This window comes from Trinickia sp. Z7, assembly GCF_056498045.1.
Genome location: NZ_JAUEQW010000007.1, coordinates 1 through 22,239 on the forward strand (window position 1 = coordinate 1; position 22,239 = coordinate 22,239).

The following is a 22,239-nucleotide window of genomic DNA, read 5'->3' on the forward strand; positions in this document are numbered from 1 at the left end:
CCCATCCACACCTCGTCAGGATTTGCAGGATTCACGCATCAATATGCCCGCTTCTTGCAAATCCAACAACACCGTTTCGGCTTCACAGCCTTACTGCATACGCCTCGCACGATTATTCAGGTCCGACTCAGTACGCGGCGCGTATTGCTCGATCCGCGATCTCCATAAAGCTTCATTCCGCCTCCTCGGCTAAGAATCGCGGCAGCGCGTCCGCTGCGTCGGCCGCTTGCCAAGACCGGCAAAGCTCGTGTGCCTGCCGCACGGCTTGGTATACCGCGTTGACGATCGGTGCGCCCGATTGCGACGCAAGGCCGAGCGTCCATATGCGTTCGGGGTTGGCAAGCCCAGGCAGCGACACGCGTAAGTCGGGCGCGACGCGCAAGCTCGCGCCGGCAACGTCCGCTTGCTCGCCCAGCATGATCGCGTGCGCGCTTGCATACAGCGGCGCTTTGCGAAAACCGGTCGCGCAGACGATCGCATCGTAATCGTCCCGTCGGCCGTCGTCCCAGCGCACGGTCCATCGAGCGCCGCTATCGAGAGCCGCCGGCGTTGCCGCCCTGACCGTCAAGCGCTGCGCCCGCGCGTATTCGATCAGCCTGTCGGCGCTTTGCAGCGGACAGGCGAACAAGTAGCGTCCGACGATGCGCGAACTTTCCGCCAGCGCATGACGCTGCCGCTCGACCGGCGCATCACGCAAGCACATCTGCGCAGCGTCCATATGCGCAACGAGAATCTCTTGCCAGTCGGTCGCGCCGTGCCGCGCGAGCTCGGCCTCGCGCCGCATGCGCTCGATCGGCGCGCGGGCGCGCTCCACCTGAGCGCTCAACGGACGGTCCCGTACCGCGCGCGCCGCACGTGCGAGTATCCGCAAGAACCGCCAGGACAGCGTGGGGGCAGCCGAATCCAAGCCCACCCGCGCGAGCGCTGCTACATCGACCGGCACCGGACACGTACGCGGCGTCGCGGTGCGGACGGCAGGCAAACGCCCGGACGGCGACACGATGTCGATCGAATGCCCGGCCGCGCACAGCAGCAACGCGGAATCGAGCGCCGACAACCGGCTGCCGAGCACCAGCACGCGCGAGCCCGAATCGAGTTCGTCCAGCACCCGCCCTTCCGGGTACAGACTCTCGAATAAGCGCGGCTTCCCCAGATGCGGCCTGACGGCGTCGGGGACGTACGGCGCCCCATGCCCCGTGCAGATGAGGACATCGGTCGCATGCAACGTCATGCCGTTCTCGAGCACGACCCGATACTCGCCAGCCGAGTTGCGTTCGATGCGAAGCGCGGCGGCGGTCACGAGCCGGTGTTCGACGCCGGAGGTTCGTGCCAGCGCGGCGTATCGTTCATATCGCGAGGCGAGGTATCCGGACACGTACGCGCGCGGAACGAACCCGTCGCGCGTCGCGATTACGCCGACCGATTGCAGGTACGCGAGGAAGTCATCGGGGTCGTCCTCGACGATCGACATCGTCTCTACCGACGTATTGCAAAGCAGCGCGGGATGCTTTGCCGCGAACGCGGTGCCACGCCCGACGCCTTTAGGATCGACGAGCGCGATCGACCGCGCAACGCTGTACCGCACCGCCGCGACGAACGCGGCGACGCCGCTTGCGCCGCTGCCCACGATCGCCAGGCGGCGCTCCCCCTGCCCTGCAGCCATAACGCTCCTAGGAATCGAAGTCGAATTGAAAGTCACCGCCGCCGTCGGCCTAGCATGTCCTCGACGCCGCGCACGCTAGCCGTATTCGAACCGGCTCGGTCATTAGCGGACCGCGGGCTCGCCGGCAGCGCTCAGGGCGCGCGCCAGCAGCTTCACGCCGTTCCAGCCCCAGTACACGCGATGTTGCGCAATCAGGCCGTGCTCGCCGATGTCCATCATCTCCATGAGATCGACCTGATCGCCGGCCGGCGCAACGCGCGGATACTCCCAAGTCAGTTGCCTGCCATTGACGAAAAACACGCCGGTTCGGTACCACTGGGAAAGATCGCTCGGAAACTTGCGGATGCTGTCTTCGAAGAACGTGAGGATCGTCGAGCGGCCGATGACGACGCCCGACTGCCGCTCGGGGTAGACCGCGAGCGCCAACGGCGTTTCGAGAACCGCATCCTCGGCGTACAGCGCAGCGGTAGACTTCAGATCGCGTTTGCGGACCGCATCGTGCCAAGTCTCGAAAATGTGCAACATCAATTTGGCGTCGGCGGTGTGATTCATCGAGTATCTCCGAGGCGTCGCCAGCCTCCATTCGAGGGCGCACGACAGGAACGCAGACTATAGCCGTGGGCGGGCGCAGCTTGTTTCGACGCGTATCGAAGCATTGCGAGCCGGTAGCGCACGCACGGGCGCACGTGCGAAGATGCGCGCCGCACGATCGAAACCAAGGACATCGAACCATGAGAGTCGCGCATAAGGGGCGCCGAGTCCGCATCGCCGTGCGTTGCGCGGTGGCGGTCGTCGGGTTGACCGCACTGGTATTGCTTGGCGGCGTCATCACGCTAGCGCTGAGCCTGCCGATGCTGGACGGCACGCAGGATGCGGTTCCATTGCGCGCGCCCGTCACCATCGCCCGTGACGCGCAGGGCGTGCCCATCATCGCCGGTGCGACGCGCGAGGATGTTGCGTACGCGACGGGATTCGTCCACGCCCAGGAACGGTTTTTCCAAATGGACTTGCTGCGACGATCCGCACAGGGGTCGCTGGCGGCGCTGATCGGCCCGCCCGCGCTCGAGATCGATCGCGAGCGCCGCATCTACGGGTTCGATCGTCTCGCCGGCAAAGCGCTCGCAAGGCTTGCACCGTCCGATCGCACTCTTCTCCAACGCTATGCCGAGGGCGTCAATGCCGGGCTCGCCGCCCTTCGCGTGCGCCCGTTCGAATACATCGTGCTGCGCACGGCGCCCCAACCTTGGCGTGCCGAAGACAGCTTGCTCGTCATCTGGTCGATGTACTTCGAGTTGCAAGGCAGCTTGCTGCATCGGGAGTTCGCGCGCGGGTGGGTGCGCGAACATACCGATCCCCAAGCGTTGAAAACGTTGTTGCCCGAGTGCAGCGAATGGGATGCGCCGCTCGATGCGCCGTCCGTGACCTGCGGCGCGCATGCAATCGACGGCGCCGCACCGGACTGGCTCGGCGGTTCGGCGTCGCAAAGCATTGCAGACCTTCCCTTCGGGACGCAAATCGGCAGCAACGCCTGGGCGCTATCGGGCAAGCGCTCGACCACGGGTAGCGCCATCGTTTCCAACGATATGCATCTGAGCTTGCGCTTGCCGAACATCTGGTATCGAGCCGTGCTGCAATACCCCGCACCGTCGGGCCAACGGCGCCGCATCGTCGGCGTGACGTTGCCGGGCACGCCCGCGGTGGTCGCCGGCAGTAATGGCGCGGTGGCATGGGGCTTCACCAACAGCTACGGAGATTATCTCGATCTCGTCGAATTGGCGTTCGACGCCGATCATCCAAATGCCTACCGGACATCGGCCGGTTGGACCCCGCTTCGGTTCCACGACGAAGTGCTGCAGGTCAATGACGGACGCGCCGAAACGCTGCGCGTCGCCGAGACCGACCTAGGGCCAGTCTGGAATGCAGGCGGCAAGCGTTATGCGGTTCGATGGGTTGCGCAGGACGATGGTGCAGTGAACTTCGACCCGCTGCGCGCGGAAGGGGCCGCGGACGTTGCGCAAGCATTGGCAGCGGGCCAAGCGGCGGGCATCCCGGCCCAAAACCTCGTGGCCGGGGACATGGCCGGCCATATCGGCTGGACTGTCGCGGGTGCGATGCCCGACCGGCGCGCGAGCTTTGACGATACCTTCCCCTACGCCGCCCAAGCTCCCGCGAAGGGATGGCGCTCGCTATTGGCCGCAAGCCGGCATCCATCGATTCTCGACCCCGCATCCGGCCAATTATGGTCGGCCAATTCCCGGCAACTCGCCGGCCCCGGTTACGACGCAATCGGCGATGGCGGCGCCGACCTCGGGGCGCGGGCGCGTCAGATTCGCGACGATCTTGCCGCGCGGCCGGCGTTCGATGAAGCCGCCGCTTACGCGCCGAGCCTCGACGATCGCGCGCTGTTCATGGCCCCGTGGCGCGACCGTGCATTGCGCGTCCTCGATGCGCAGGCCGTGGACGGCCATCCTCGGCGAGCCGAATACCGGCGCTTGCTGCGCGAAGGGTGGGACGGATGCGCTTGCGTCGATTCGGTGGCATACCGCTTGACCCGGGCTTACCTGAACAGCTTGTACGGCGAGTTGTTCGGCCAGGCCGATGCCGCGATGCATAAGCTCGATCCGCATGCGAGCTTCGCTCAAGCGACGTCTCGCTGGCCCGCCGTCGTGGCTCAGCTTGTCGATCGGCAGCCCGCCGGATGGCTTCCGCGCACGCGAAACTCATGGCGAGAGGTGGAACTTGCCGCCATCGATCGCTCGATTGCCTTGTTGACGGCGAATTCGGCCCGCTTGCAGGACGCCACGTGGGGGCGAAGAAATACGGCGCGCATCGCTCACCCGTTCGGCGCGGCCTTCCCGCTTCTGTCGAGCTGGCTCGCGGCGCCCGCGGCCCCCCTGGCCGGCGACGGCAATATGCCGAGGGTCGCGGCCTCGGCGTTCGGCCAATCGGAGCGGATGGTCGTCTCGCCGGGGCACGAGGCGCAAGGGATTTTCAACATGCCCGGCGGACAAAGCGGTCACATGCTCAGTGGCTATTTTCTTGCCGGTCATCGGGCGTGGGTGGCCGGACAGGCGACGCCTCTGCTGCCGGGGCCTAGCGCTCACCTGCTCATATTGTCGCCAGGGCGGACACCGAAATCGACCGAAGTCGATCGCTCGAAGGAAACGGGCCACGGCTAGCCGCCGCGCAGCAAGGCTTGATAGACGTTCAGATACTCGCGCGCCATGCGAGCGCTCGTGAAGCGCGCCTCGAACGCACGCCGGCAGCGGCGCCGGTCGATCGCATCGAGCCGCGACAGCGCAGCCACAGCCGCATCGACCCCATCGACGATGTACCCCGACACGCCGTCCTCGAGCACTTCGGGCACCGCCCCGCGTCCGAACGCGATCGTCGGCGTGCCGCAGGCCATCGCCTCGATCATGACCAGCCCGAACGGCTCCGGCCATTGGATGGGAAAGACGAGCGCACGGGCCCGCGACAGCAGTTCGACCCGCGCAGCCCCGCCCACCTCGCCCACATAGTCGACGACGTCGCGGTTGGCCGCTAGCATCGGGGCGATCTCCTCATTGAAGTAGCGTTGTTCCCCGGGGTGAACCTTCGCGGCCATCTTCAGGCGCAGCCCCGCCCGCCGCGCGATTTCGACGGCCAGGTCCAGCCGCTTCTCGGGCATCATCCGCCCGATGAACAGCAAATAGTCCTCGCTCTCGTCGTTGCATGAAAACGCATCGAACGGCAGGCCGTGATGAATCGTCGCTTGCCAGTTGGCCCACGGAATCGGTCGCCTTTGACTCTCGGAGATCGAGACGAGCGGCGCCTCCGAAAACGTGCGAAACAGCGGCCCGTGATCGGCCGGCACTAGCCGCCCGTGAACCGTCGTGACGTGCGCGCACGGCAAGAGCCGTGCGATGGGAAAGTACAGCGGATCGATGTGAAAGTGAACGACGTCGAAGCGATCCGCGCGTTGCACGACGGCTTCGACTTCGCGCACGTGGTGCGTGAGCGTGTCCCAAACGCGCTCGTCGCGCCACAAACCGCGCTCGCAGATCGGCACGAGCTCCGCCGAGGTCGTCGAATCGCCGCTCGCGAACAATGTGACGTCATGTCCAAGATCGACGAGCGCTTCGGTCAAATAGTGGACGATTCGCTCCGTCGCGCCATAGCCGTGCGGCGGAACGGATTCGTACAACGGAGCGACTTGGGCGATGCGCATGGCGGCCTCACGATCTCACGAATACGCCGCCAGGGTCGGTTCGCGGCGGCGCAGCGTCATCGCCGCAGCATGGCACATGCCAGCAGCGCCGGGCGCGGCCCGCCGCAGTCGGACCCGCCCAGGGGCACGGCTACTCGCGCCGTCCCCCTGGCAGCATGCCGCCGATGCCGTGCGTCGGCGCGGGTGCGGATCGATAGCGGCACCCCGTGGCCGGACTGCTAAGATGCGTGAACCTATACCTCTGTCGCTTTGGGCTCCGCTCGTCATCGGCTGCTCGACCGACCGCACCGCGTCGGGTGCGCGCTTCACGGCACGCTTGCCCGGCACTCTCTTAGCAAGGAACCCGGTTCGTGACTCACCTGGTATTTTTCTGCGGGCATGCCGGCACAGGCAAAACGACCCTCGCCAAGCGCCTCGTCGGGCCGCTCATGCGGGAAACCGGCGAAGCCTTTTGCCTGCTCGATAAGGACACGCTCTACGGCCGCTACAGCGCGGCCGCGATGGGCGCACTGACGGGCGACCCCAACGATCGCGACAGCCCGCTCTACCTGCAACACTTGCGCGAGCCCGAGTATCAGGGGTTGCTCGACACCGCTCGCGAGAACCTCGAATTGGGCGTGAGCGCGCTCGTCGTCGGCCCGCTCTCGCGCGAGGTGCGCGAGCGCAAGCTGTTCGATCGCACTTGGCTCGGCGTGGGCGAGGACGTGACGCTGCGCATCGTTTGGGTCCATACCTCGGAGGCCACGGCGCACGCACGCATCATCGCGCGCCACAATCCGAACGACGCCTACAAGCTCGCACACTGGGACGAATACAGGCAGCGGCGCTTCGTGCCGAGCGGCGCGGCGCGCGAGGGCCTCATCATGTTCGACAATACGGCGCCGACGGCGGCCGAGTTCGACGCGTTGCTGCGCCAGATCGTCGCGGATTCGGGAGAATAGGCGCCTAGCGGGCTGCCAGCTCATCGACGGGCAAGGCGGGAGGCTCGCCACGCATGCGTCGCCGCATGCGTGGCTGCTCTCTTCTGAAGCGGCTCTCTCGAGGCCCTGCTCAGTGCCGCTTGCTCGGTGCGGCGCGCACGGCTGCGCCGCTTCTCTCAGGCTGCCTCGTCCCGGCGTTGCGCCGGCGGGCATATGCGCTCTCGCCGCGCCCGGTAGCGGCGAGGATGTTTGCTACCGCACGGTCGCGGGTGCCGTTAGGCAGTCGCCAGTGCCTCCAGGGTTGCGCCTTCGTACAGCCGGCCGAATCGATTCGCGAGGAAATCGCGCAGCGACACCTGTTCCTGCCGCACGAACCCGCATTGCGGCAGTTTGCCTTCGCGGAACAAATCGAGCACCGCGCACATCGCGCCGGCCGTGGTGATTTGGATCGCGCTCATGGGCATGCCGCACACGGTCTTTGCGAAGATCTTGCGCGTGAACACATCTTGGATGAGCTGACCGTCGCGCATGCCCGTCACCGTGACGAAAATCAGCACGACATCCTGCGAGGTGGACGGCACGGCTCGCCGCATGATGGTCTTGAGCGTGTCGCGGTCGCTCGATAGACGCAGATCTTCCAGCAAGAACTTCACGAGGTCGCGGTGGCCCGGGTAGCGCACCGATTTGTAATCGAGCGATTCGACCCGGCCCGCGAGCGTCTCGCACAGCGTGCCGAGGCCGCCGGACGTGTTGAACGCTTCATACTCGGTGCCGTCGAGCGAAAAGTGCTCGAGCCCTTCGAGCGGCTGAACCCATTGCGTGCGTGCGTCGCGAATCGCCTCGCACGGCTGGCAGTACTCGTTGATGAGGCCGTCGACGCTCCACGTCAGGTTGTACTTGAGCGCATTCGTCGGAAACTCGGGCAACGCGCCCACGCGCATCTTGACTTCGCGTACTTCCGAAAACCGCTTGGCCAATTCGTGCGCGGCAATGCCGATGAAGCCCGGCGCAAGGCCGCATTGCGGCATGAAGGCCTGCGCCGCGCCTTCGGCGAGCGAGCGAATTGCATGCGTGGCGCGCACGTCCTCGGTCAGGTCGAAGTAATGTACGCCCGCCGCTTTCGCGGCGGCCGCAACGTTGACGGCCAGGTAATAGGGCAGTGCGTTGATCAACGCATCGAAACCTTGGACGGCGGCACGGATCGCGTTCGAATCGGCGGAATCGACGCGTTCGGTCGCGATCCCCTCGCGGGCCAGCTTCTCGAGCGCCTGCGGGTCGCGATCGAACGCCACGACCTCGTAGTCGCCGGTTTCACGCAGCATATGGGCGATGGTGTGGCCGATCAGCCCGGCACCGACGATAGCGACTTTCATGCGGTTCTCCTTAGTTTGACGTTTCGAGTTGTCGTGGCAAAGGCCTTGCGGCCTGCGCGCCGTAGCGGCGCTGCTGCGTTCGAAACAGTGTAGAGAGCCGCGGACACGGAAAATAGGTGCAAAGTGCTGCGCACCGGTGCGAGTTTTCGACGAAAAGTCGAAGGCGCACGACATTTCGTCCGTTTTCGCGATCGACGAAGCGCAAAGGCATGTCGCCTCGCCCAGCCGGAGGCGCCGATCAGCCGCCGAACGAGGTGCGATCGATCTTGCGTGCCAGGATGATCGAGGTCGTCGTGCGCTCGACGCCCTCGAGCGCACCGATCTGATCGAGCAGTTCGTTGAGACGGTCCGGCGAGGGGGCGCGCAGCCAGGCGACATAGTCGTACTCGCCGCTCACTGCGCAAAGCAGTTGGACTTCGGGTATTTTTTCGAGGCGTTTCAATGTGCTCGGGCCGAATTTCGGCGCGAGGATAATGCCGACATAAGCATTGATGCTCGCATCGAGCACGTCCTGCCCTAGCCGCACGCCGTAACCGGCGATCACCTGCATGCGTTCGAGGCGCTCGATGCGAGCGAGCACGGTCGTGCGCGCCACGCCGAGTTGCCGCGCCAGATTGGCCACGCTCTCGCGCGCGTTGGCCTGCAACAGAGTCACGAGATTGCGGTCGAGCTCGTCGAGCTGGTCCAGGCGCGGAGGTCTCATCGGGTGGTGGCGGCTAGAGGGAGAAGAAGGCTCGAATTATCGCCCATGCCGTGCTTCATAGGCTTTTACGTGCGTGTAAGCCAGCTCGAGCAGCGAAGGCCGCCCGTCGTTCGTTGCCGGCGCTTCGCGTCTAGCCAGCATATCGCCGAGGACATGATCGCCCTCGGTGCGCGAGCCGTTCTCGATGTCGCGCAGCATCGATGCCGTCAACGACGAACCCGGCGCGAACAACATGGCGCGCGAGCGTTCGGCGAACGGCGCCCGCATCGCATGTCCATGAGTGGCGGCAATACCGCCGCACTCGTCGAAGAGCGCGCGCATCGCCGCTTCGCCGCCCGGCGCACTCAAAATGGCGCCGACGCTCGCGCGGAACAAACACGTGCTGGCCGCCAGCGTCGCCAGGAAGACCCACTTCTCCCACATTTGTTGCACGATCGCATCGGTTAGATCGACGTCGAAGCCGCCAGCGCTCAGCGCTGCCGCGATGGCGGCGGTGCGTGCGCGCTGTGCGCCGTCCAACTCGCCGAAAACGATCGCGTGCATGTCGGTCATCTGCACGATCGCCCGCGTGGCATCGAGGGTCGCAGCGATCAAGCACACGCCGCCCAAAACGCTCGTAGCGCCGAAGCGCTCGCCGAGCACGTCGAGATGGCGCATGCCGTTGAGCAGCGGCAAAATCGCCGTCGCGGGGCCAACGGCCGGCGCGAACGAATCGATCGCACCGGCGAGATCGTACGCTTTGCAACTGAGCAACACGAGATCGTAAGGCGCGTCGATGTCCGAACTCGACTCCGTCTTCACGTTGGCGAGCTTCGTCTCGCCACGCGGGGTCTTGATGACGAGGCCGTTAGCCGCCAGTTCCTGGGCGCGGGCCTCGCGCACGAGAAAGGTCACGTCTTGACCGGCCAACGCCATGCGCCCGCCGAAATACCCACCAACCGCACCGGCACCCACGACCAAAATCCGCATCATCGCTCCTCGATAATTGCCCGCCGCCACCGTGACGCGAGCGAGAGCGCCACTGTAATACAGCCGCGCTCCCCCCGCTGAAGCGCGGCGCGAGCGCGCACCGGCGATGGGCGGCGGGTGTAGATTCCAAGTTTTTCGCCCAGGTCCTTCCATAGGGCGAATACGTTTCAAATGTAAGCGTATGTCTCATCGTTCGATGCGACGGTTCGAGCGGTGGTACAACTGCCTCCAAATCCGTGCACATGCAGCAAAGCAAGCATGGCCGGTTCCGCCTACGACCACACGACTGCAGGAGGTTCGATGAAACGAACGACGATCGCCATTCTCACTTGCGCCCTCGCCACCGGCTGGGGGCTTGGATCGAGCAGCGCATTTGCTCAAGCGTCGATGCCGGCGGCCGCTTCCGCCGCGCAGCCGAGCGCGTCCAGCGGCCCGGGGGCCGAGACCCATGCGGCCAAACGCGAGGCCCATGTCGAAGAACGCATCGCGTATCTGCATACCCAACTCAAGATCACACCGGCGCAAGAGAAACAGTGGAAGACGTTTGCCGACGTCATGCGCGCGAACGGCCAAAACATGGGCCGGCTGTACCGTCAGCGCATGCAGGCCGAGGCAAGCCAATCCGCGCTCGACAACATGAAGCAATACGCCCTGCTCGCTCAAGCGCACGCCGACGACATGAAGCAGCTCGTGGACGCCTTCGAGCCGCTTTACGACAGCATGTCGCCCGAGCAGAAGAAGCTTGCCGATACGACCTTCCGTCAGCATGAGCACGAGCGCGGTCGCAAATCGGGCGCGCCCTCCAAGCCCTGACCGAAGTGTCGCCGGGGTATGACGAAAGGCGTGCGCGCCACGCGGTTTCCCGCTACGCTCACGCCTTCTCGGCATTTGGCTGATTTCCCATGATCGAATTGAATGACATCGACTTGCGCGACGATCCCGCCGCAGGGCGATATGTGAAAGACGAAGTCGTCGCGGTCGAATTCGCGTCCGCGCGCGGCGAACTGATGAGCCTCGAAGGCGCGAACCGATACGAGAGCGGCGACGCGCTGATCACGGGCACCGGCGGCGCGCGATGGGTCGTCGAGCGCCGCCGCTTCGACGCCAAATACGTCCCAGCCGAAGCCGCTTTGGCCCACGGTGCGCCGGGGCGATACCGCAATCTCCCCACTGTCGTGCTCGCCAAGCGCATGAACGCCCCGTTCTCGATCCCGCGCCGGGCCGCAGGCGACGTGCTGAGCGGCGCGGCGGGCGATTGGGTCTTGCAGTATGCGCCCGGCGATTACGGCGTCGTGCGCGTCGATCGGTTCGCGCAAGTCTATCGCGCCGCCGGGCCTCTGTGACAGCCGCGCGCGGGAGCGGAGCGCCCGGCGTTCGGGCACACCCGCTCTCCTAGGCGAACTCGTCGCCCAGCTCGATGGTCACTTCGCGCGCAACGGTTTCGCCCGCGGCGTACTGTTCCTCGAGCGAACCGAGCGCCGCTTCCACGTACGCACGCAACACGGCATAGCTGCGCGCTTGTGCGCGCGGCGGCAACGCGCGGTAGCGCGCGAACGCCGCTGCGGCGAAGGCGATCGTCAGCGTCATGCGGCGCGCCGTTGCCCCGAAGCGCATCGCCACCCATTGGATCGCTAAAGAAGGCGTGCCGGCATCGTCCACGCGCTCGGCGAACACCGTCTGCTCGGGGAAAAGATCGCTGACCACGCGCGCGAGCGTCTCCACGTCCCCGCTAGTGCATTCGAATCGGTAAGTTTCCATCATGAGGCTCAGTGCTGAGTCGGTCGGGCCGATTCAATAGCGCGCCGGCGGAAACCGGGCGCAAGTCGGGCACGAACGTGTACCGTCAATCGTCGTCGCGCCACACGGTCGAGCGGCGCGCGATGAGCTCCCCCTGCAACATCGCTTCACGGGCAGGTAGCGCCGCGCCCTCGATCCGGTCGTGCAGAAACTCCACGGCGCGATAACCGATGTCGTAAGTGGGTTGTCGAATGGCGCTCACACCAATGAGTTCCGCCCATTCGGGGTCGTCGATCGACAATAATGCGACGCGTTCCTGCCAATGCGAACCATAGCGGGTATGCAGATGCAACGCCAGCGAAAGCGCGACCGGCCCGTTCGCGGCGAAGTAGGCCACGCGGCGCCCGCCCGCCTTGGACGCTTCGTCCAAATGCCGATCGAGCGCGTCGTGTGTGCGCGCAAGCGCGTGCGCATCGTTCAGATCCAGCACGATCGTCTGGCCGCGCGGCGAGGCCGCCCCTCGCGCTTGCTCGAGCGCCTCTCTAAACGCCGCCTCGCGCAAGCGCCGCGAGCTCACGTGCTCGAAAGGCTGGACGACGAAGCGGATGTCGTCGAACCCCTGCTCGAGCAAATGACGCATGCCGAGCCGAACGGCCTCGCCGTTGTCGAGCCCCACCATATCCGCCGTGAGCCCCTCGATCGTCCGGTCGACGAGCACGGCCGGCGTGCCGCCCTCGCCGAGCGGGCGCAGCGTCTCTTCCTTGACGCCAAGGGCATTGACGATCACGCCTTCGACGCGATAGGTGGTCATCAACTGCAAGTAGCGCCGTTCCATTTCGACTTCGTTGGCGGCGTTGCAAACGAGCGGCATCAGCCCGAGCGCATGGCAAGCGGCCTCGACCCCGCGCGCGACGCCCACGATGTAAGGATTCGTGAGATCGGCCACCAGCAATCCGATCAGCCGGTTGCGCCCTCGCTTCAACCCGCGGGCCATTTGGTTGGGCCGATAGTCGAGCCGTTTGATCGCCGCTTCGATGCGCGCGCGTAGATCCGACGAGAGAACGTTCGTTTCTCCGTTCAGGTAGCGCGACACGCTCGTCTTGCCGGTACCGGCCTCGCGCGCGACATCGCTGATCGTCGCACGACGCACCGTGCCCAGAGGGCCGCTGCTCATCGGATGGAGGCGCGCGCCGAGCGCGCGCGATCAATAGCTTGAATCAAGAACGATCTCCTGTTCGAAGGCGAAGGCTCGCGCCCCGCGCCGCACGCGGGCGCATAGACAAAAGCGCGCCGGGGCGCGCTTTACGAAACTTCCAGTCGCGGCATCATAGCGCACGGCGCTACGCCCGGCCACTCGTGTCGGCGGCCCGGGGCCGGTACGGGTGCCGCGTGGCCCGATTTTACGCGCCAGCGCGACCCCTAGAGCGCCAAAACTTCGGGGTTGGCAACGTTTAGACGGAGCGTTCCGGCCAAAGCGGCTACGAGGTTTTCGGCCGCGCAGCGCGCCATGGCGTGACGCGTCTCGCGAGTGGCCGAACCGATATGCGGTAGCGCGACGACGTTGCGCATCGCGAGCAGGGGCGAGTCCGCGGCAAGCGGTTCGCGCTCGAACACGTCGAGGCCGGCCCCGGCGATCGTGCCGTTCGCGAGCGCTTCGATCAGCGCGCCTTCGTCGACGATGGCCCCGCGCGACGCATTGATCAGAATCGCGCTGCGTTTCATCGCGCTCAGCTGCGATGCACCGATCAGATGGCGCGTTTGCGGCGTGAGCGGCGTTTGCAGGCACACGAAATCCGCCTGCGCGAGCAACGCGTCTAATTCCACCCAGCGTGCGCCGTAGGCGCGCTCGGCCGCCTCGTTGGCGTGCCGATTCGTATAGAGGACGCGCATGCCGAAGCCGAGGGCGGCACGACGGGCGAGTGCCCCGCCGATGCGCCCCAGCCCGACGATCCCGATCGTCTTGCCGTGGACATCGACGCCATATTGGGCGGGCCCGATGCTCGCGCGCCAGTGCCCTGCCCGCACCCACTCGGCCAGCTCGACCACGCGCCGCGCCGTCGATAGCACCAGCGCGAACACGGTATCGGCGGTCGACTCCGTCAGCACGTCCGGCGTGTGGGCGAGGACGATACCGCGGTGCGTCAAGTCGTCTAGGTCGAAATTGTCGGTCCCCACCGAGATCGTCGAGATTGCCTTGAGCCGCGCAGCATTCGCAATCATAGCCGGCGTAACCTTGACGCTTGCGCCGATCGCGCCGTCCGCATCGACGAGGGCTTCGCCGAGCGCGTCGGCCAGCGCTTGATGGGAAGCGCCGCCCGCACTGTCCACGACGACGACCTGCGCGTGCTCGCGCAAATAATCGAGCACGTCTTCGGGCAACGTTTTATAAACGACGATTTTAGGCGTCATCGAATTCACTTTCCGTGCGCATGGGCTCGCGTGCCCGCGAGCACCACGTCGCTCGCGCTCTGCGCTTTGACCGCCAGCGTCAGCAAGACGGCGGCCACGAGCGCCGCGCTCATGAAGGCGTACGACGCGGCCGGCGAGCCGGTCGTGCCGTTCAGATAGCCGACGACGTAAGAGCCGACGAACGAGCCGAGCGCGCCCATGCTGTTGATGAGCGCCATCGCGCCGCCCGCGACGTTTTTCGGCAGCAACTCCGGCACGATGGCGAAAAACGGTCCGTAAGGCGCATACATCGCGGCGCCTGCCACGACGAGCAACGCGTAGGACCACCAGAAATGTGTCGAGCCCAGCGCGTACGAGACGGCAAATGCCGCCGCCCCGACGAGCAGGAAAGGCCACACGAAGGCTTTGCGCACGCTGAGCTTATCGGAGGCCCACGAAGCGGCGAGCATCGCGATGGTCGCCATGAGATAAGGCAACGCCGATAACCACCCGGTTGCGACCATGCCGAGCGTCGAGCCGTTCTTGAGGATCGAGGGCAGCCAAAGCACGAAGCCGTAGACGCCGATGCTCCAGCAAAAATATTGTGCGCACAGCATGACGACCGCCGGCGAGCGAAACGCTTCGGCATAGTTGCGCATGGGTTTGATCGCCGCCTGCTCTGCCGCGAGCGTATCCGCGAGGGCTTGCTTCTCGGCTTGGTCGAGCCAAGCGACCTCGCGCGGCTTGTCGCGCGCGACGAACCACCAGCAAAAAGCCCAGACGATCGCCGGCACGCCTTCCGCGATGAACATTTGGCGCCAGCCGAACGAATGCACGAGGTAGCCGGAGACCACCGACATCCACAGCACGGTGACCGGATTGCCGAGGATCAAGAACGTATTGGCGCGCGAGCGTTCCCGCTTGGTGAACCAATTGCTGATGAAGATCAGCATGGCCGGCATGACGGCGGCTTCGACCACCCCTAGCAGAAACCGGATGACGATCAGCGAGGCGACGTTGCTGACGATCCCGGTCAGCGCCGCGCAGCCGCCCCACAGCACGAGGCTGACGAATACGAGCCGGCGCACGCTGCGCCGCTCCGCGTAGACGGCCCCGGGAATCTGAAAGAAGAAGTAGCCGAGAAAGAACAGCGCGCCGATCAACGACGACAGAGCGGGGCTGATGCCGAGATCTTTGTTGATGCCGGCCGCCGATGCGAAGCCGTAGTTCGCGCGATCGAGATAGGCCAGGCTGTAAGTGATGAAAACGATCGGCATGATCGTCCACCAGCGTCGCGGGGAAAGTGTCGTGGGCATGGTTGTCTCCTCCATGGGCCGAGTTGGGCCGGGGTTAGGCGGATGCAGCGGAAGTTTCGATGCGCTCGAGCTCGGTGCGTGTGGGCAGGCCCTCGGAATCGCCGATGACTTGGATCGCGAGGGCGCCGATCCGATTGCCGCGCGTCACGGCCGTCGGTAAATCACGGCCTTCCAGCAATGCGCTGACGACGCCGACGGCGAAGCCGTCGCCGGCGCCGACCGTGTCGACGACGTTCGCGACGGGCTGCGCGGCAACGTAACCGGACTCGTCCGCCGTGCGGAAATAAGCGCCCTGCGCGCCGAGCTTGACGATCACGCCGCGCGATCCCAGGTCGAGGTAGAACCGCGCGATGTCCTCCGGCGTGTCGTAGCCGGTGAGCGCGAGGCCTTCGCCAAGCCCGGGCAACACCCAGTCCGAGAGCGCCGCCAGCGCGTTGAGCGTCACGGCCATCGTCTCGCGCGACGGCCACAGCGTCGGACGCAAATTCGGATCGAACGAGATCGACTTGCCCTGCGCGCGCATCGATTCGGCGAGGCGAAACGCCAATTCCCGCGACGTGGCCGAGATCGCCGGCGCGACGCCGGTCAGATGCAGATGGCGCGCGGCGCTCACGTAAGCGGCGTCGAAATCGTCGAGCGAGAGGTGACTCGCGGCGGATCCCTTGCGAAAGTACTCGACGGCCGGGTCGCGACCGTCAGTCTGCTTGCCTTTCATTTGGAATCCGGTCGGATAGCGCGGGTCGACGCTCACATGACTCGCATCGATGCCCTCGCTCGCGAGCGTGGCGAGCACGTAACGGCCGAAGGCGTCCGCGCCGACGCGGCTCACGTAGCCTACGCCGAAGCCGAGCCGCGACAAGCCGATCGCGACGTTCAGATCGGCCCCCGCGATCCGCCTCGTAAAATGCCCAACGGACTCGAGCGGCCCCGTTTCGTCGGCGACGAAAAGCGCCATGGCCTCCCCGTAGGTCAATACGTCGAGCGAAATAGACATCGATTCCTCCAAGTGTCGATAAAGCGGGCCATCCGGCCGCTTGCCAAGTAACCACGCGGGCCGTGTCTCACGCCACCGCGAGCCATGCGACCCAATTGCTCGCGTCGCCGGCTGGGCGGCTCGGGTCGAGCGGGAACTCGATCGCGCGCGGCGCGGTGCGCGGCAGCATACCGAAGACGGCGGCAAACAGCGGATCCTCGATCGAAGGCGCGATCGGAAAGCGCCTCGCGCCCTCGCCTTGCGACGATTTGCAGTGGACATACTCGACATGGCTCGCCAACGCGCGGGCCGCATCGAGCGGCGCCTGACCGGCCCACAGCCAATTGCCGATGTCGAACGTCATCCCGAGCAGCCGCGGGGCGCCTTCGCGCTCGAGCGCGGAGAATAGATCGACGAACTGAGCGATCGCGCCGCTGTGCTCGCTTTGTCCGTTCTCGACGACTAGCCGCGCGCGGCGTCCAGCGCTCACGCCGGCGATCGCGCCAGCATGCGCTTGGCCGCGAAAGCCGCCCAATTGCAGCTTCAACCAGCGCGCGCCCAGTGCATCCGCCTGCGCATGCGCCTCGGACAATGCTGCCGCGTCGAGCATCCCGTCGTCGCCATACAGTTCGGAGGGCGTCGAATAGACCGCCCACAACCCCTGGGCAGCAATGGCGGCCCCCAGCGCGCGCAACGCCTCGGGCGATGCATCGGCTTCATGAGCGAACAACTCGCGGCGCACCTCGAAGCCCGCCGCGCCCGCCCGCGCGGTGAAATCGAGCCACGCGTCGTGCCCCCGGAGACGCACCGCCTGCGTGCCGAACGCGTTCGCCACGATTGCCACTTCAGTCATAGTCCGCGTTTCGTTCATATGAAAGGGTGAAAAGGCGAATGGAACCGGTTCCAAATAAATTCCAAAAAAACGAGCGAACCGCTCGACCGGGACCGATCTTGCACTCCCGGCCCGTGACTGCGCCATCCTGGAAATCCCTACACCCCGCATCTGGCGACTAGGCCTAAGGCGCGCTTCGCGCGCACGTCGCGCCGCGCCGAGGCATCCTCACCGCGCCCCGACTCCCGCATCGCTTTCGCACAACGCCAAGAAACCGGTGGCGACGCGCGAAGGCGCGCCTTCGTGTGGAACCAGAATGGAAAAATGGCGCGTCAGAGGCGCGGGCCCGAGCGAAAGCGCCGCGAGCGCACCATCCTCATGCCGCATCGCCATCGCCGAGATGAAGCCGACGCCCATGCCTGCGCGCACGGCTTCCTTGACCCCCTCCACGCCGGCTACCGCGAGCGCCACGCGCGGCGCGACTCCCGCAGCCTCGAACGACTGCTCGACGAACTGCCGCACGCCCGAGCCCTCCTCGCGCATGACGAGCGGATAGGCCCCCACCTGCGCGAGCGTCGGGGCCGTCCCATGCTGCGCTGCCTCGGTCGCCAGCGCATGGCCCCGCGGCACGATCGCGACGATTTCATCCTCGCGCCAAACGCGCACGCCCGTTCCTTCCGGTAAACCCGAGCCAACCGGCCCCTCGATCATCGCCACATCCAGCGAGGCAAGGCAGGCCACGATCTCGCCCGTGTTGCCCCCGGCCGTCTGCACTTCCACCTGCGGAAAGCGGCGTTGAAACTCGGCGATCAAATACGGCAGCACATAACTGGCGATGGTCGTGCTCGCCGCGATGCGCAAGGTGCCTCTCGCCACGCCGCGAAGTGCGTCGCGATAGGCCTGGGCTTGGCGGAACGTATCGCGCAGCTTCGCCGCGTAGTCGGCGAGTTGCGCGCCGCTCGGCGTGAGCTGCACGCCCCGGCCGTCGCGCCGATAGAGCGGCTCGCCGAACTCGTCCTGCAACTGCCGAAGCTGCCCCGAGACCGCCGGTTGCGATAGATGCAAGGCGAGCGCGGCGCGGCTGATGTTCAGCTGTTCGGCAACGGCCGCGAACGTTATCAGTTGATCTGGGGTCATGGCGCTAAATGTATCGGTTTAGCCGATATGTTACGTCACAAATGACGATTTTTCATAAGCTTATCTCCCAGATAGGATTAGCCCATCAAAAACGCCCCGAAGAGACAAGACGATGTCCAGCTCTCCCACCCTAGCTGCGCCGGCGCGAGTCGAAGCGCACGGCACGCTCAACGGCATTCTGTTCGTCGCGCTGTTCGCCGCGGCGGTCACGCGGCTGGCGGCATGGCCCGCCATCGCTGCGCTCGGCATCAGCCCGCTCATCGTCGGCATCGCCGCCGGCGCCGTCTACGGCAACACGCTGCGCGCTGGCATGCCCCTCCACTGGGCGGCCGGCGTCAACTTCTCCGCGCGCAAGCTGCTGCGCATCGCCGTCGCCCTGTTCGGGCTTCGCGTCAGCTTGCAGGAGATCGCGCAGGTGGGACTCGCCGGGCTGACCGTCTCGGTCGGTGTCGTCGTGAGCACGCTGATCATCGGCACGTGGCTCGGCATGAAACTGATGAAGCTCGACCGCGATACGGCCATCCTCAACGCAGCGGGCAGCGCGATCTGCGGCGCGGCTGCCGTGCTGGCGTTCGAATCCACGCTGCAATCGAAGCCGGAAAAAAGCGCCGTCGCCGTGGGCAGCGTCGTTTTGTTCGGCACGCTGTCGATGTTCCTTTACCCGCTGATGTACCGCGCCGGTTGGCTTCATCTCGACACGCTCGGCGTGGGGCTATTTTTCGGCGGCACGATCCACGAGGTGGCGCAAGTGGTCGGCGCCGCGAGCAACGTCAGCCCCGAAGCCACGCACATTGCCACGATCGTCAAAATGACCCGCGTGATGCTGCTCGTGCCCGTGTTGCTCGTGCTCGGCGTGTGGCTCGCCCGGGTGCCCCGCAGCGCCGCGCCGGCAGCGGCGGGCGGCAAGCACAGCCGCGCTCCGGCGGCGCGCAAGCTCGCCGTGCCCTGGTTCGCCCTCGGCTTCCTCGCCTGCGTGCTCGTCAACTCGCTGCACGTGCTGCCGCAAGCCGCGACCCAAGCGGTCAATACGCTCGACACGTTCGCTCTGACGATGGCGATGACGGCGCTCGGGATCGAGACGCAAGTGGCGCACGTGCGCAAAGCCGGCCCCCGCGCATTGGCCACGGGCTTTATCCTTTATCTTTGGCTCATGGTCGGCGGCCTAGCCCTCACGTGGGGCGTCGAGCGCCTATTCGCGTAACGTGATTTGGAACTAGCGAGCGGACTACGAGCGCGTCGAGCGGCCATGGGCGCTCGGCGCGCCGCCGCCTTTTCGAAAGGATGAAAATGCCTTACGAACTCTACTACTGGGACGGATTGCAAGGTCGCGGCGAATTCGTTCGGCTTGCGCTGGAAGAGGCGCAAGCGCCGTACGTCGACATTGCGCGGGGCGCCGATGCGCAAGGGCAAGGCGAGTCGGCTCTCCTCGAGATACCGAACAGCAAGACCGAACCTTACGTGCCGTTCGCGCCGCCGTTCTTGAAGGACGGCGATCTCATCGTCTCGCAGACGGCCAACATCCTGCTCTACCTCGGCCCGAAGCTGGGCCTTGCGCCGAAAAACGACTCGCGCTACGCGGTGCATGGGCTGCAGTTGACGCTCGCCGATCTCGTGACCGAGGTTCACGACACGCACCATCCGATCGCAAGCGGCCAGTACTACGAGGAGCAAAAGGAGCCGGCGAAAGCGCGCGCCGCCGATTTTCTTGCCCACCGCCTGCCGAAGTTCCTGCGCTATTTCGAGCGCACGCTGGCGCAAAACCCGCAAGGCGATGGTCACCTCGTGGGCGGTGCGCTGACTTACGCCGACTTGTCGATGTTTCAAGTGATGGAGGGGCTCCATTACGCGTTTCCGCGCGCCACTGCCCGCTTCGCCTCGCGCTACCCGCGTCTAGCCGCGCTGCGCCAAGCGGTTGCCGCGCGCCCGAACATCGCGGCCTACTTGGCTTCCGAGCGCCGGCTGCCGTTCAACGAAACCGGCATCTTCAGGCATTACCCCGAATTGGACGCCCCGGCGCACTAATGCATGGCGCGGCAGAGCGAACCGGGTGTCAGCCCATCCGCCCAAGGCGCGGCAGACGCATCGAGCGAGTCGGGCCGGTGCTATCCTTGCGCTCGTCCCGATGCCCTCGAACCGCAAGCCCACGCTTTTTCCGTGCTCTCATTCCTGCTTCGCCTGCGCACTCGCGCCCAATCGCTGTTTCGCCTCTCGGAGGCTCACACCATGCTCGTGTGGGCCGTGGTCGTCGGCGTGCTCGGCGCCTTTGCGACGGTCGCGTTCCGGCACGCGATCGATGCCTTCCAATGGGCGTTCACGCGCCATACGGGCAGCTTCGTCGCGATGGCGCGTGCGCTGCCGTGGACGATTCGAATCTGGTTGCCGGCGGCCGGCGGGCTAGTCGCGGGCGGCTTTCTCGTCGTCGCGCGCCGCAGCGCGGATAAGCATGCGAGCTCCGATTACATGGAAGCGATCTCGATCGGCGATGGCGTCGTGCCCGTCTGGCAAAGCCTCTGGCGCAGCGTTTCGTCGCTATTCACGATCGGTTGCGGCGGCTCGATCGGGCGCGAGGGGCCCATGGTGCAACTGGCCGCGCTGGCCGGGTCGGTCGTCGGCCGCTGGGTGCATTTCGATCCGCCGCGCCTGCGTCTGCTCGTTGCCTGCGGCGCCGCCGCGGGGATCACCTCGGCCTACAGCGCCCCCATCGCCGGCGCGTTCTTCGTCACGGAAATCGTGCTCGGCTCGATCGCGATGGAAAACTTCGGGCCCGTCGTCGTTTCGTCCGTCGTGGCCAATATCGTCATGCGCGAGTTCTCGGGCTATAAGCCGCCGTACGAGATGCCCGAGTTCCCTGCCGTCGCCGGCCCCGAAGTCATGCTGTTCGTCGCGCTCGGTTTCCTGTGCGGCTTCGTCGCGCCGCAGTTCCTGCACCTGATCGAGGCATCGCGCGCGCGCTTTCGGCGCCTGCCCCTGTCCTTGCCGCTGCGCCTGGCGCTCGGCGGTCTCATCGTCGGCATGATCTCGGTCTGGACGCCGGAGGTGTGGGGCAACGGTTACAGCGTCGTCAATTCGATCCTGCATTCGCCGTGGACCTGGACGGCGCTCGTCGTCGTGCTCGTCTGCAAGATCGTTGCGACGGCGGCCACGGTGGGCTCGGGCGCGGTGGGCGGTGTCTTCACGCCGACGCTGTTCGTCGGCGCGACGCTCGGGTCGCTGTTCGGCTTGCTGATCCACAGCTTTTGGCCGCATGGAACGTCGGGCGCGTTCGCCTATGCGATGGTGGGCATGGGTGCGTTCCTGGCCGGTGCGACGCAAGCCCCGCTGATGGCGATTCTCATGATCTTCGAGATGACGCTCAGCTATCAGGTGGTGCTGCCGCTGATGCTGTCGTGCGTCGTCGCGTATTTCGTCGCACGTGCGATCAACAAGACTTCAATGTACGAAATCACGCTGCGCCGCCACGCCGACGAGCAGGAACGGGTGCGGCTGCGTGCGGCGCAGGTGCGCGAGCTCGTGAAACCGGCCGATACCGTGGTGCCGCTTGGCGCAAGCGTGCAGGACATGACGCGCGTGTTCCTCGAATACCCCGTGAAGTACCTTTACGTCACCGACGACGCGGGACATTTCCGCGGTGTCGTGGCCCTCAAGGACATCACCTCCGATCTGCTCGAGAAGCGCGACACGTCCGCGCGCACTGCCGCCGATTACCTGCAACCGGAATTCGCGGTCCTCACGCCCGATATGCCGATCGCCATGGCGTTGCAGCGCTTCCTCGCGTTCCAAGGAGAGCGCTTGCCGGTCGTCGCGAGCACCCAGGAGCCGACGCTCGTCGGCGCCGTCTACAAGACGTCGCTGCTGGATGCCTACCGTCGGATGAATCCCTCTATCTGACCGGGGCGCCGGCGCCCGGCGCGCAACTCGCGCACGAGCCGATGGCAAAGCGCCACATATTTTCTACAATGAAAGCAGGCCGCCGAGCCTGCCGCGCGCCGCACCCAATGGCGCCGAGCGCAGCCCTTTC

At 65.9% G+C, this 22,239-nt stretch carries 20 protein-coding genes; 7 read left to right on the forward strand and 13 right to left on the reverse strand.

Going from position 1 to position 22,239, the window contains the following annotated elements:
- Positions 1-172 precede the first annotated feature (172 nt).
- Positions 173-1,663, reverse strand: coding sequence for an FAD/NAD(P)-binding protein (locus QQS38_RS13985; protein ID WP_479645980.1), 1,491 nt, complete (start codon positions 1,661-1,663; stop codon positions 173-175).
- 102 nt (positions 1,664-1,765) lie between these two features.
- Positions 1,766-2,215 carry a nuclear transport factor 2-like protein gene (locus QQS38_RS13990; RefSeq protein WP_479645981.1) on the reverse strand — a complete coding sequence of 150 codons (450 nt, stop codon included), beginning with the start codon at positions 2,213-2,215 and terminating at the stop codon, positions 1,766-1,768.
- 179 nt (positions 2,216-2,394) lie between these two features.
- Here QQS38_RS13990 and QQS38_RS13995 point away from each other — a divergent pair, with 179 nt between their 5' ends.
- On the forward strand, positions 2,395-4,842 hold the full coding sequence (locus tag QQS38_RS13995; RefSeq protein ID WP_479645982.1) for a penicillin acylase family protein: 2,448 nt from the start codon (positions 2,395-2,397) through the stop codon (positions 4,840-4,842).
- Here QQS38_RS13995 and QQS38_RS14000 read toward each other — a convergent pair.
- Positions 4,839-5,873 (reverse strand): glycosyltransferase family 4 protein, encoded by a 1,035-nt coding sequence (locus tag QQS38_RS14000; RefSeq protein WP_479645983.1) that lies wholly within the window; start codon positions 5,871-5,873, stop codon positions 4,839-4,841. The two genes, QQS38_RS13995 and QQS38_RS14000, sit on opposite strands and share 4 nt — an antisense overlap.
- A gap of 350 nt (positions 5,874-6,223) precedes the next feature.
- Here QQS38_RS14000 and QQS38_RS14005 point away from each other — a divergent pair, with 350 nt between their 5' ends.
- On the forward strand, positions 6,224-6,814 hold the full coding sequence (locus tag QQS38_RS14005) for a P-loop nucleotide/nucleoside kinase family protein (protein ID WP_479645984.1): 591 nt from the start codon (positions 6,224-6,226) through the stop codon (positions 6,812-6,814).
- A 254-nt stretch (positions 6,815-7,068) separates the two neighbouring features.
- Here the strand turns inward: QQS38_RS14005 and QQS38_RS14010 are convergent, their stop codons facing one another.
- The 3 genes from QQS38_RS14010 to panE all read right to left on the reverse strand — a co-directional run bounded on the left by QQS38_RS14010 (position 7,069) and on the right by panE (position 9,838).
- Entirely contained in the window at positions 7,069-8,166 is a 1,098-nt protein-coding gene (locus QQS38_RS14010) for a saccharopine dehydrogenase family protein (protein ID WP_479645985.1), read from the reverse strand.
- 238 nt (positions 8,167-8,404) lie between these two features.
- On the reverse strand, positions 8,405-8,869 hold the full coding sequence (locus tag QQS38_RS14015; RefSeq protein ID WP_277427062.1) for an Lrp/AsnC family transcriptional regulator: 465 nt from the start codon (positions 8,867-8,869) through the stop codon (positions 8,405-8,407).
- Positions 8,870-8,905: 36 nt separating this feature from the next.
- Positions 8,906-9,838: a 2-dehydropantoate 2-reductase gene (panE, locus tag QQS38_RS14020; RefSeq protein ID WP_479646194.1), complete on the reverse strand. Its 933-nt coding sequence runs from the start codon at positions 9,836-9,838 to the stop codon at positions 8,906-8,908.
- Positions 9,839-10,138: 300 nt separating this feature from the next.
- On the opposite strand from panE, the gene QQS38_RS14025 reads away from it, so the two are divergent.
- Together QQS38_RS14025 and QQS38_RS14030 are read left to right on the forward strand one after the other, a co-directional pair.
- Entirely contained in the window at positions 10,139-10,651 is a 513-nt protein-coding gene (locus tag QQS38_RS14025; RefSeq protein ID WP_479645986.1) for a Spy/CpxP family protein refolding chaperone, read from the forward strand.
- Positions 10,652-10,740: 89 nt separating this feature from the next.
- Positions 10,741-11,181 carry a PGDYG domain-containing protein gene (locus QQS38_RS14030; RefSeq protein WP_479645987.1) on the forward strand — a complete coding sequence of 147 codons (441 nt, stop codon included), beginning with the start codon at positions 10,741-10,743 and terminating at the stop codon, positions 11,179-11,181.
- A gap of 49 nt (positions 11,182-11,230) precedes the next feature.
- Here the strand turns inward: QQS38_RS14030 and QQS38_RS14035 are convergent, their stop codons facing one another.
- From QQS38_RS14035 to QQS38_RS14065, 7 genes are all read right to left on the reverse strand, one after another.
- On the reverse strand, positions 11,231-11,596 hold the full coding sequence (locus QQS38_RS14035; protein WP_479645988.1) for a DUF3022 domain-containing protein: 366 nt from the start codon (positions 11,594-11,596) through the stop codon (positions 11,231-11,233).
- A gap of 85 nt (positions 11,597-11,681) precedes the next feature.
- On the reverse strand, positions 11,682-12,749 hold the full coding sequence (locus tag QQS38_RS14040; RefSeq protein ID WP_479645989.1) for a LacI family DNA-binding transcriptional regulator: 1,068 nt from the start codon (positions 12,747-12,749) through the stop codon (positions 11,682-11,684).
- 245 nt (positions 12,750-12,994) lie between these two features.
- Entirely contained in the window at positions 12,995-13,984 is a 990-nt protein-coding gene (locus tag QQS38_RS14045) for a 2-hydroxyacid dehydrogenase (RefSeq protein ID WP_479645990.1), read from the reverse strand.
- Between the two features lie 5 nt (positions 13,985-13,989).
- Positions 13,990-15,279 carry an MFS transporter gene (locus QQS38_RS14050; protein WP_479645991.1) on the reverse strand — a complete coding sequence of 430 codons (1,290 nt, stop codon included), beginning with the start codon at positions 15,277-15,279 and terminating at the stop codon, positions 13,990-13,992.
- 34 nt (positions 15,280-15,313) lie between these two features.
- On the reverse strand, positions 15,314-16,273 hold the full coding sequence (locus QQS38_RS14055) for a sugar kinase (RefSeq protein WP_479645992.1): 960 nt from the start codon (positions 16,271-16,273) through the stop codon (positions 15,314-15,316).
- Between the two features lie 67 nt (positions 16,274-16,340).
- Entirely contained in the window at positions 16,341-17,105 is a 765-nt protein-coding gene (locus QQS38_RS14060) for a sugar phosphate isomerase/epimerase family protein (RefSeq protein WP_479645993.1), read from the reverse strand.
- A 207-nt stretch (positions 17,106-17,312) separates the two neighbouring features.
- Positions 17,313-18,221 (reverse strand): LysR substrate-binding domain-containing protein, encoded by a 909-nt coding sequence (locus QQS38_RS14065; RefSeq protein ID WP_479645994.1) that lies wholly within the window; start codon positions 18,219-18,221, stop codon positions 17,313-17,315.
- Between the two features lie 112 nt (positions 18,222-18,333).
- On the opposite strand from QQS38_RS14065, the gene QQS38_RS14070 reads away from it, so the two are divergent.
- The 3 genes from QQS38_RS14070 to QQS38_RS14080 all read left to right on the forward strand — a co-directional run bounded on the left by QQS38_RS14070 (position 18,334) and on the right by QQS38_RS14080 (position 22,109).
- The gene (locus tag QQS38_RS14070) at positions 18,334-19,422 is read left to right on the forward strand and encodes a YeiH family protein (RefSeq protein ID WP_479645995.1); all 1,089 of its coding nucleotides are present in this window, start codon (positions 18,334-18,336) and stop codon (positions 19,420-19,422) included.
- Between the two features lie 86 nt (positions 19,423-19,508).
- Positions 19,509-20,243, forward strand: coding sequence for a glutathione S-transferase (locus QQS38_RS14075; protein ID WP_479645996.1), 735 nt, complete (start codon positions 19,509-19,511; stop codon positions 20,241-20,243).
- 132 nt (positions 20,244-20,375) lie between these two features.
- Positions 20,376-22,109: a ClcB-like voltage-gated chloride channel protein gene (locus QQS38_RS14080; RefSeq protein ID WP_479645997.1), complete on the forward strand. Its 1,734-nt coding sequence runs from the start codon at positions 20,376-20,378 to the stop codon at positions 22,107-22,109.
- The last annotated feature ends 130 nt before the right edge of the window (positions 22,110-22,239 follow it).

Excerpts from the sequence above, each read along its gene's own strand:
- QQS38_RS13985 (WP_479645980.1), bottom strand. The coding sequence starts at position 1,663 with ATGGCTGCAGGGCAGGGGGAGCGCCGCCTGGCGATCGTGGGCAGCGGC.
- QQS38_RS13990 (WP_479645981.1), bottom strand. The coding sequence starts at position 2,215 with ATGAATCACACCGCCGACGCCAAATTGATGTTGCACATTTTCGAGACT.
- QQS38_RS13995 (WP_479645982.1), top strand. The coding sequence starts at position 2,395 with ATGAGAGTCGCGCATAAGGGGCGCCGAGTCCGCATCGCCGTGCGTTGC.
- QQS38_RS14000 (WP_479645983.1), bottom strand. The coding sequence starts at position 5,873 with ATGCGCATCGCCCAAGTCGCTCCGTTGTACGAATCCGTTCCGCCGCAC.
- QQS38_RS14010 (WP_479645985.1), bottom strand. The coding sequence starts at position 8,166 with ATGAAAGTCGCTATCGTCGGTGCCGGGCTGATCGGCCACACCATCGCC.
- QQS38_RS14015 (WP_277427062.1), bottom strand. The coding sequence starts at position 8,869 with ATGAGACCTCCGCGCCTGGACCAGCTCGACGAGCTCGACCGCAATCTC.
- panE (WP_479646194.1), bottom strand. The coding sequence starts at position 9,838 with ATGCGGATTTTGGTCGTGGGTGCCGGTGCGGTTGGTGGGTATTTCGGC.
- QQS38_RS14025 (WP_479645986.1), top strand. The coding sequence starts at position 10,139 with ATGAAACGAACGACGATCGCCATTCTCACTTGCGCCCTCGCCACCGGC.
- QQS38_RS14030 (WP_479645987.1), top strand. The coding sequence starts at position 10,741 with ATGATCGAATTGAATGACATCGACTTGCGCGACGATCCCGCCGCAGGG.
- QQS38_RS14035 (WP_479645988.1), bottom strand. The coding sequence starts at position 11,596 with ATGGAAACTTACCGATTCGAATGCACTAGCGGGGACGTGGAGACGCTC.
- QQS38_RS14040 (WP_479645989.1), bottom strand. The coding sequence starts at position 12,749 with ATGAGCAGCGGCCCTCTGGGCACGGTGCGTCGTGCGACGATCAGCGAT.
- QQS38_RS14045 (WP_479645990.1), bottom strand. The coding sequence starts at position 13,984 with ATGACGCCTAAAATCGTCGTTTATAAAACGTTGCCCGAAGACGTGCTC.
- QQS38_RS14050 (WP_479645991.1), bottom strand. The coding sequence starts at position 15,279 with ATGCCCACGACACTTTCCCCGCGACGCTGGTGGACGATCATGCCGATC.
- QQS38_RS14055 (WP_479645992.1), bottom strand. The coding sequence starts at position 16,273 with ATGTCTATTTCGCTCGACGTATTGACCTACGGGGAGGCCATGGCGCTT.
- QQS38_RS14060 (WP_479645993.1), bottom strand. The coding sequence starts at position 17,105 with ATGACTGAAGTGGCAATCGTGGCGAACGCGTTCGGCACGCAGGCGGTG.
- QQS38_RS14065 (WP_479645994.1), bottom strand. The coding sequence starts at position 18,221 with ATGACCCCAGATCAACTGATAACGTTCGCGGCCGTTGCCGAACAGCTG.
- QQS38_RS14070 (WP_479645995.1), top strand. The coding sequence starts at position 18,334 with ATGTCCAGCTCTCCCACCCTAGCTGCGCCGGCGCGAGTCGAAGCGCAC.
- QQS38_RS14075 (WP_479645996.1), top strand. The coding sequence starts at position 19,509 with ATGCCTTACGAACTCTACTACTGGGACGGATTGCAAGGTCGCGGCGAA.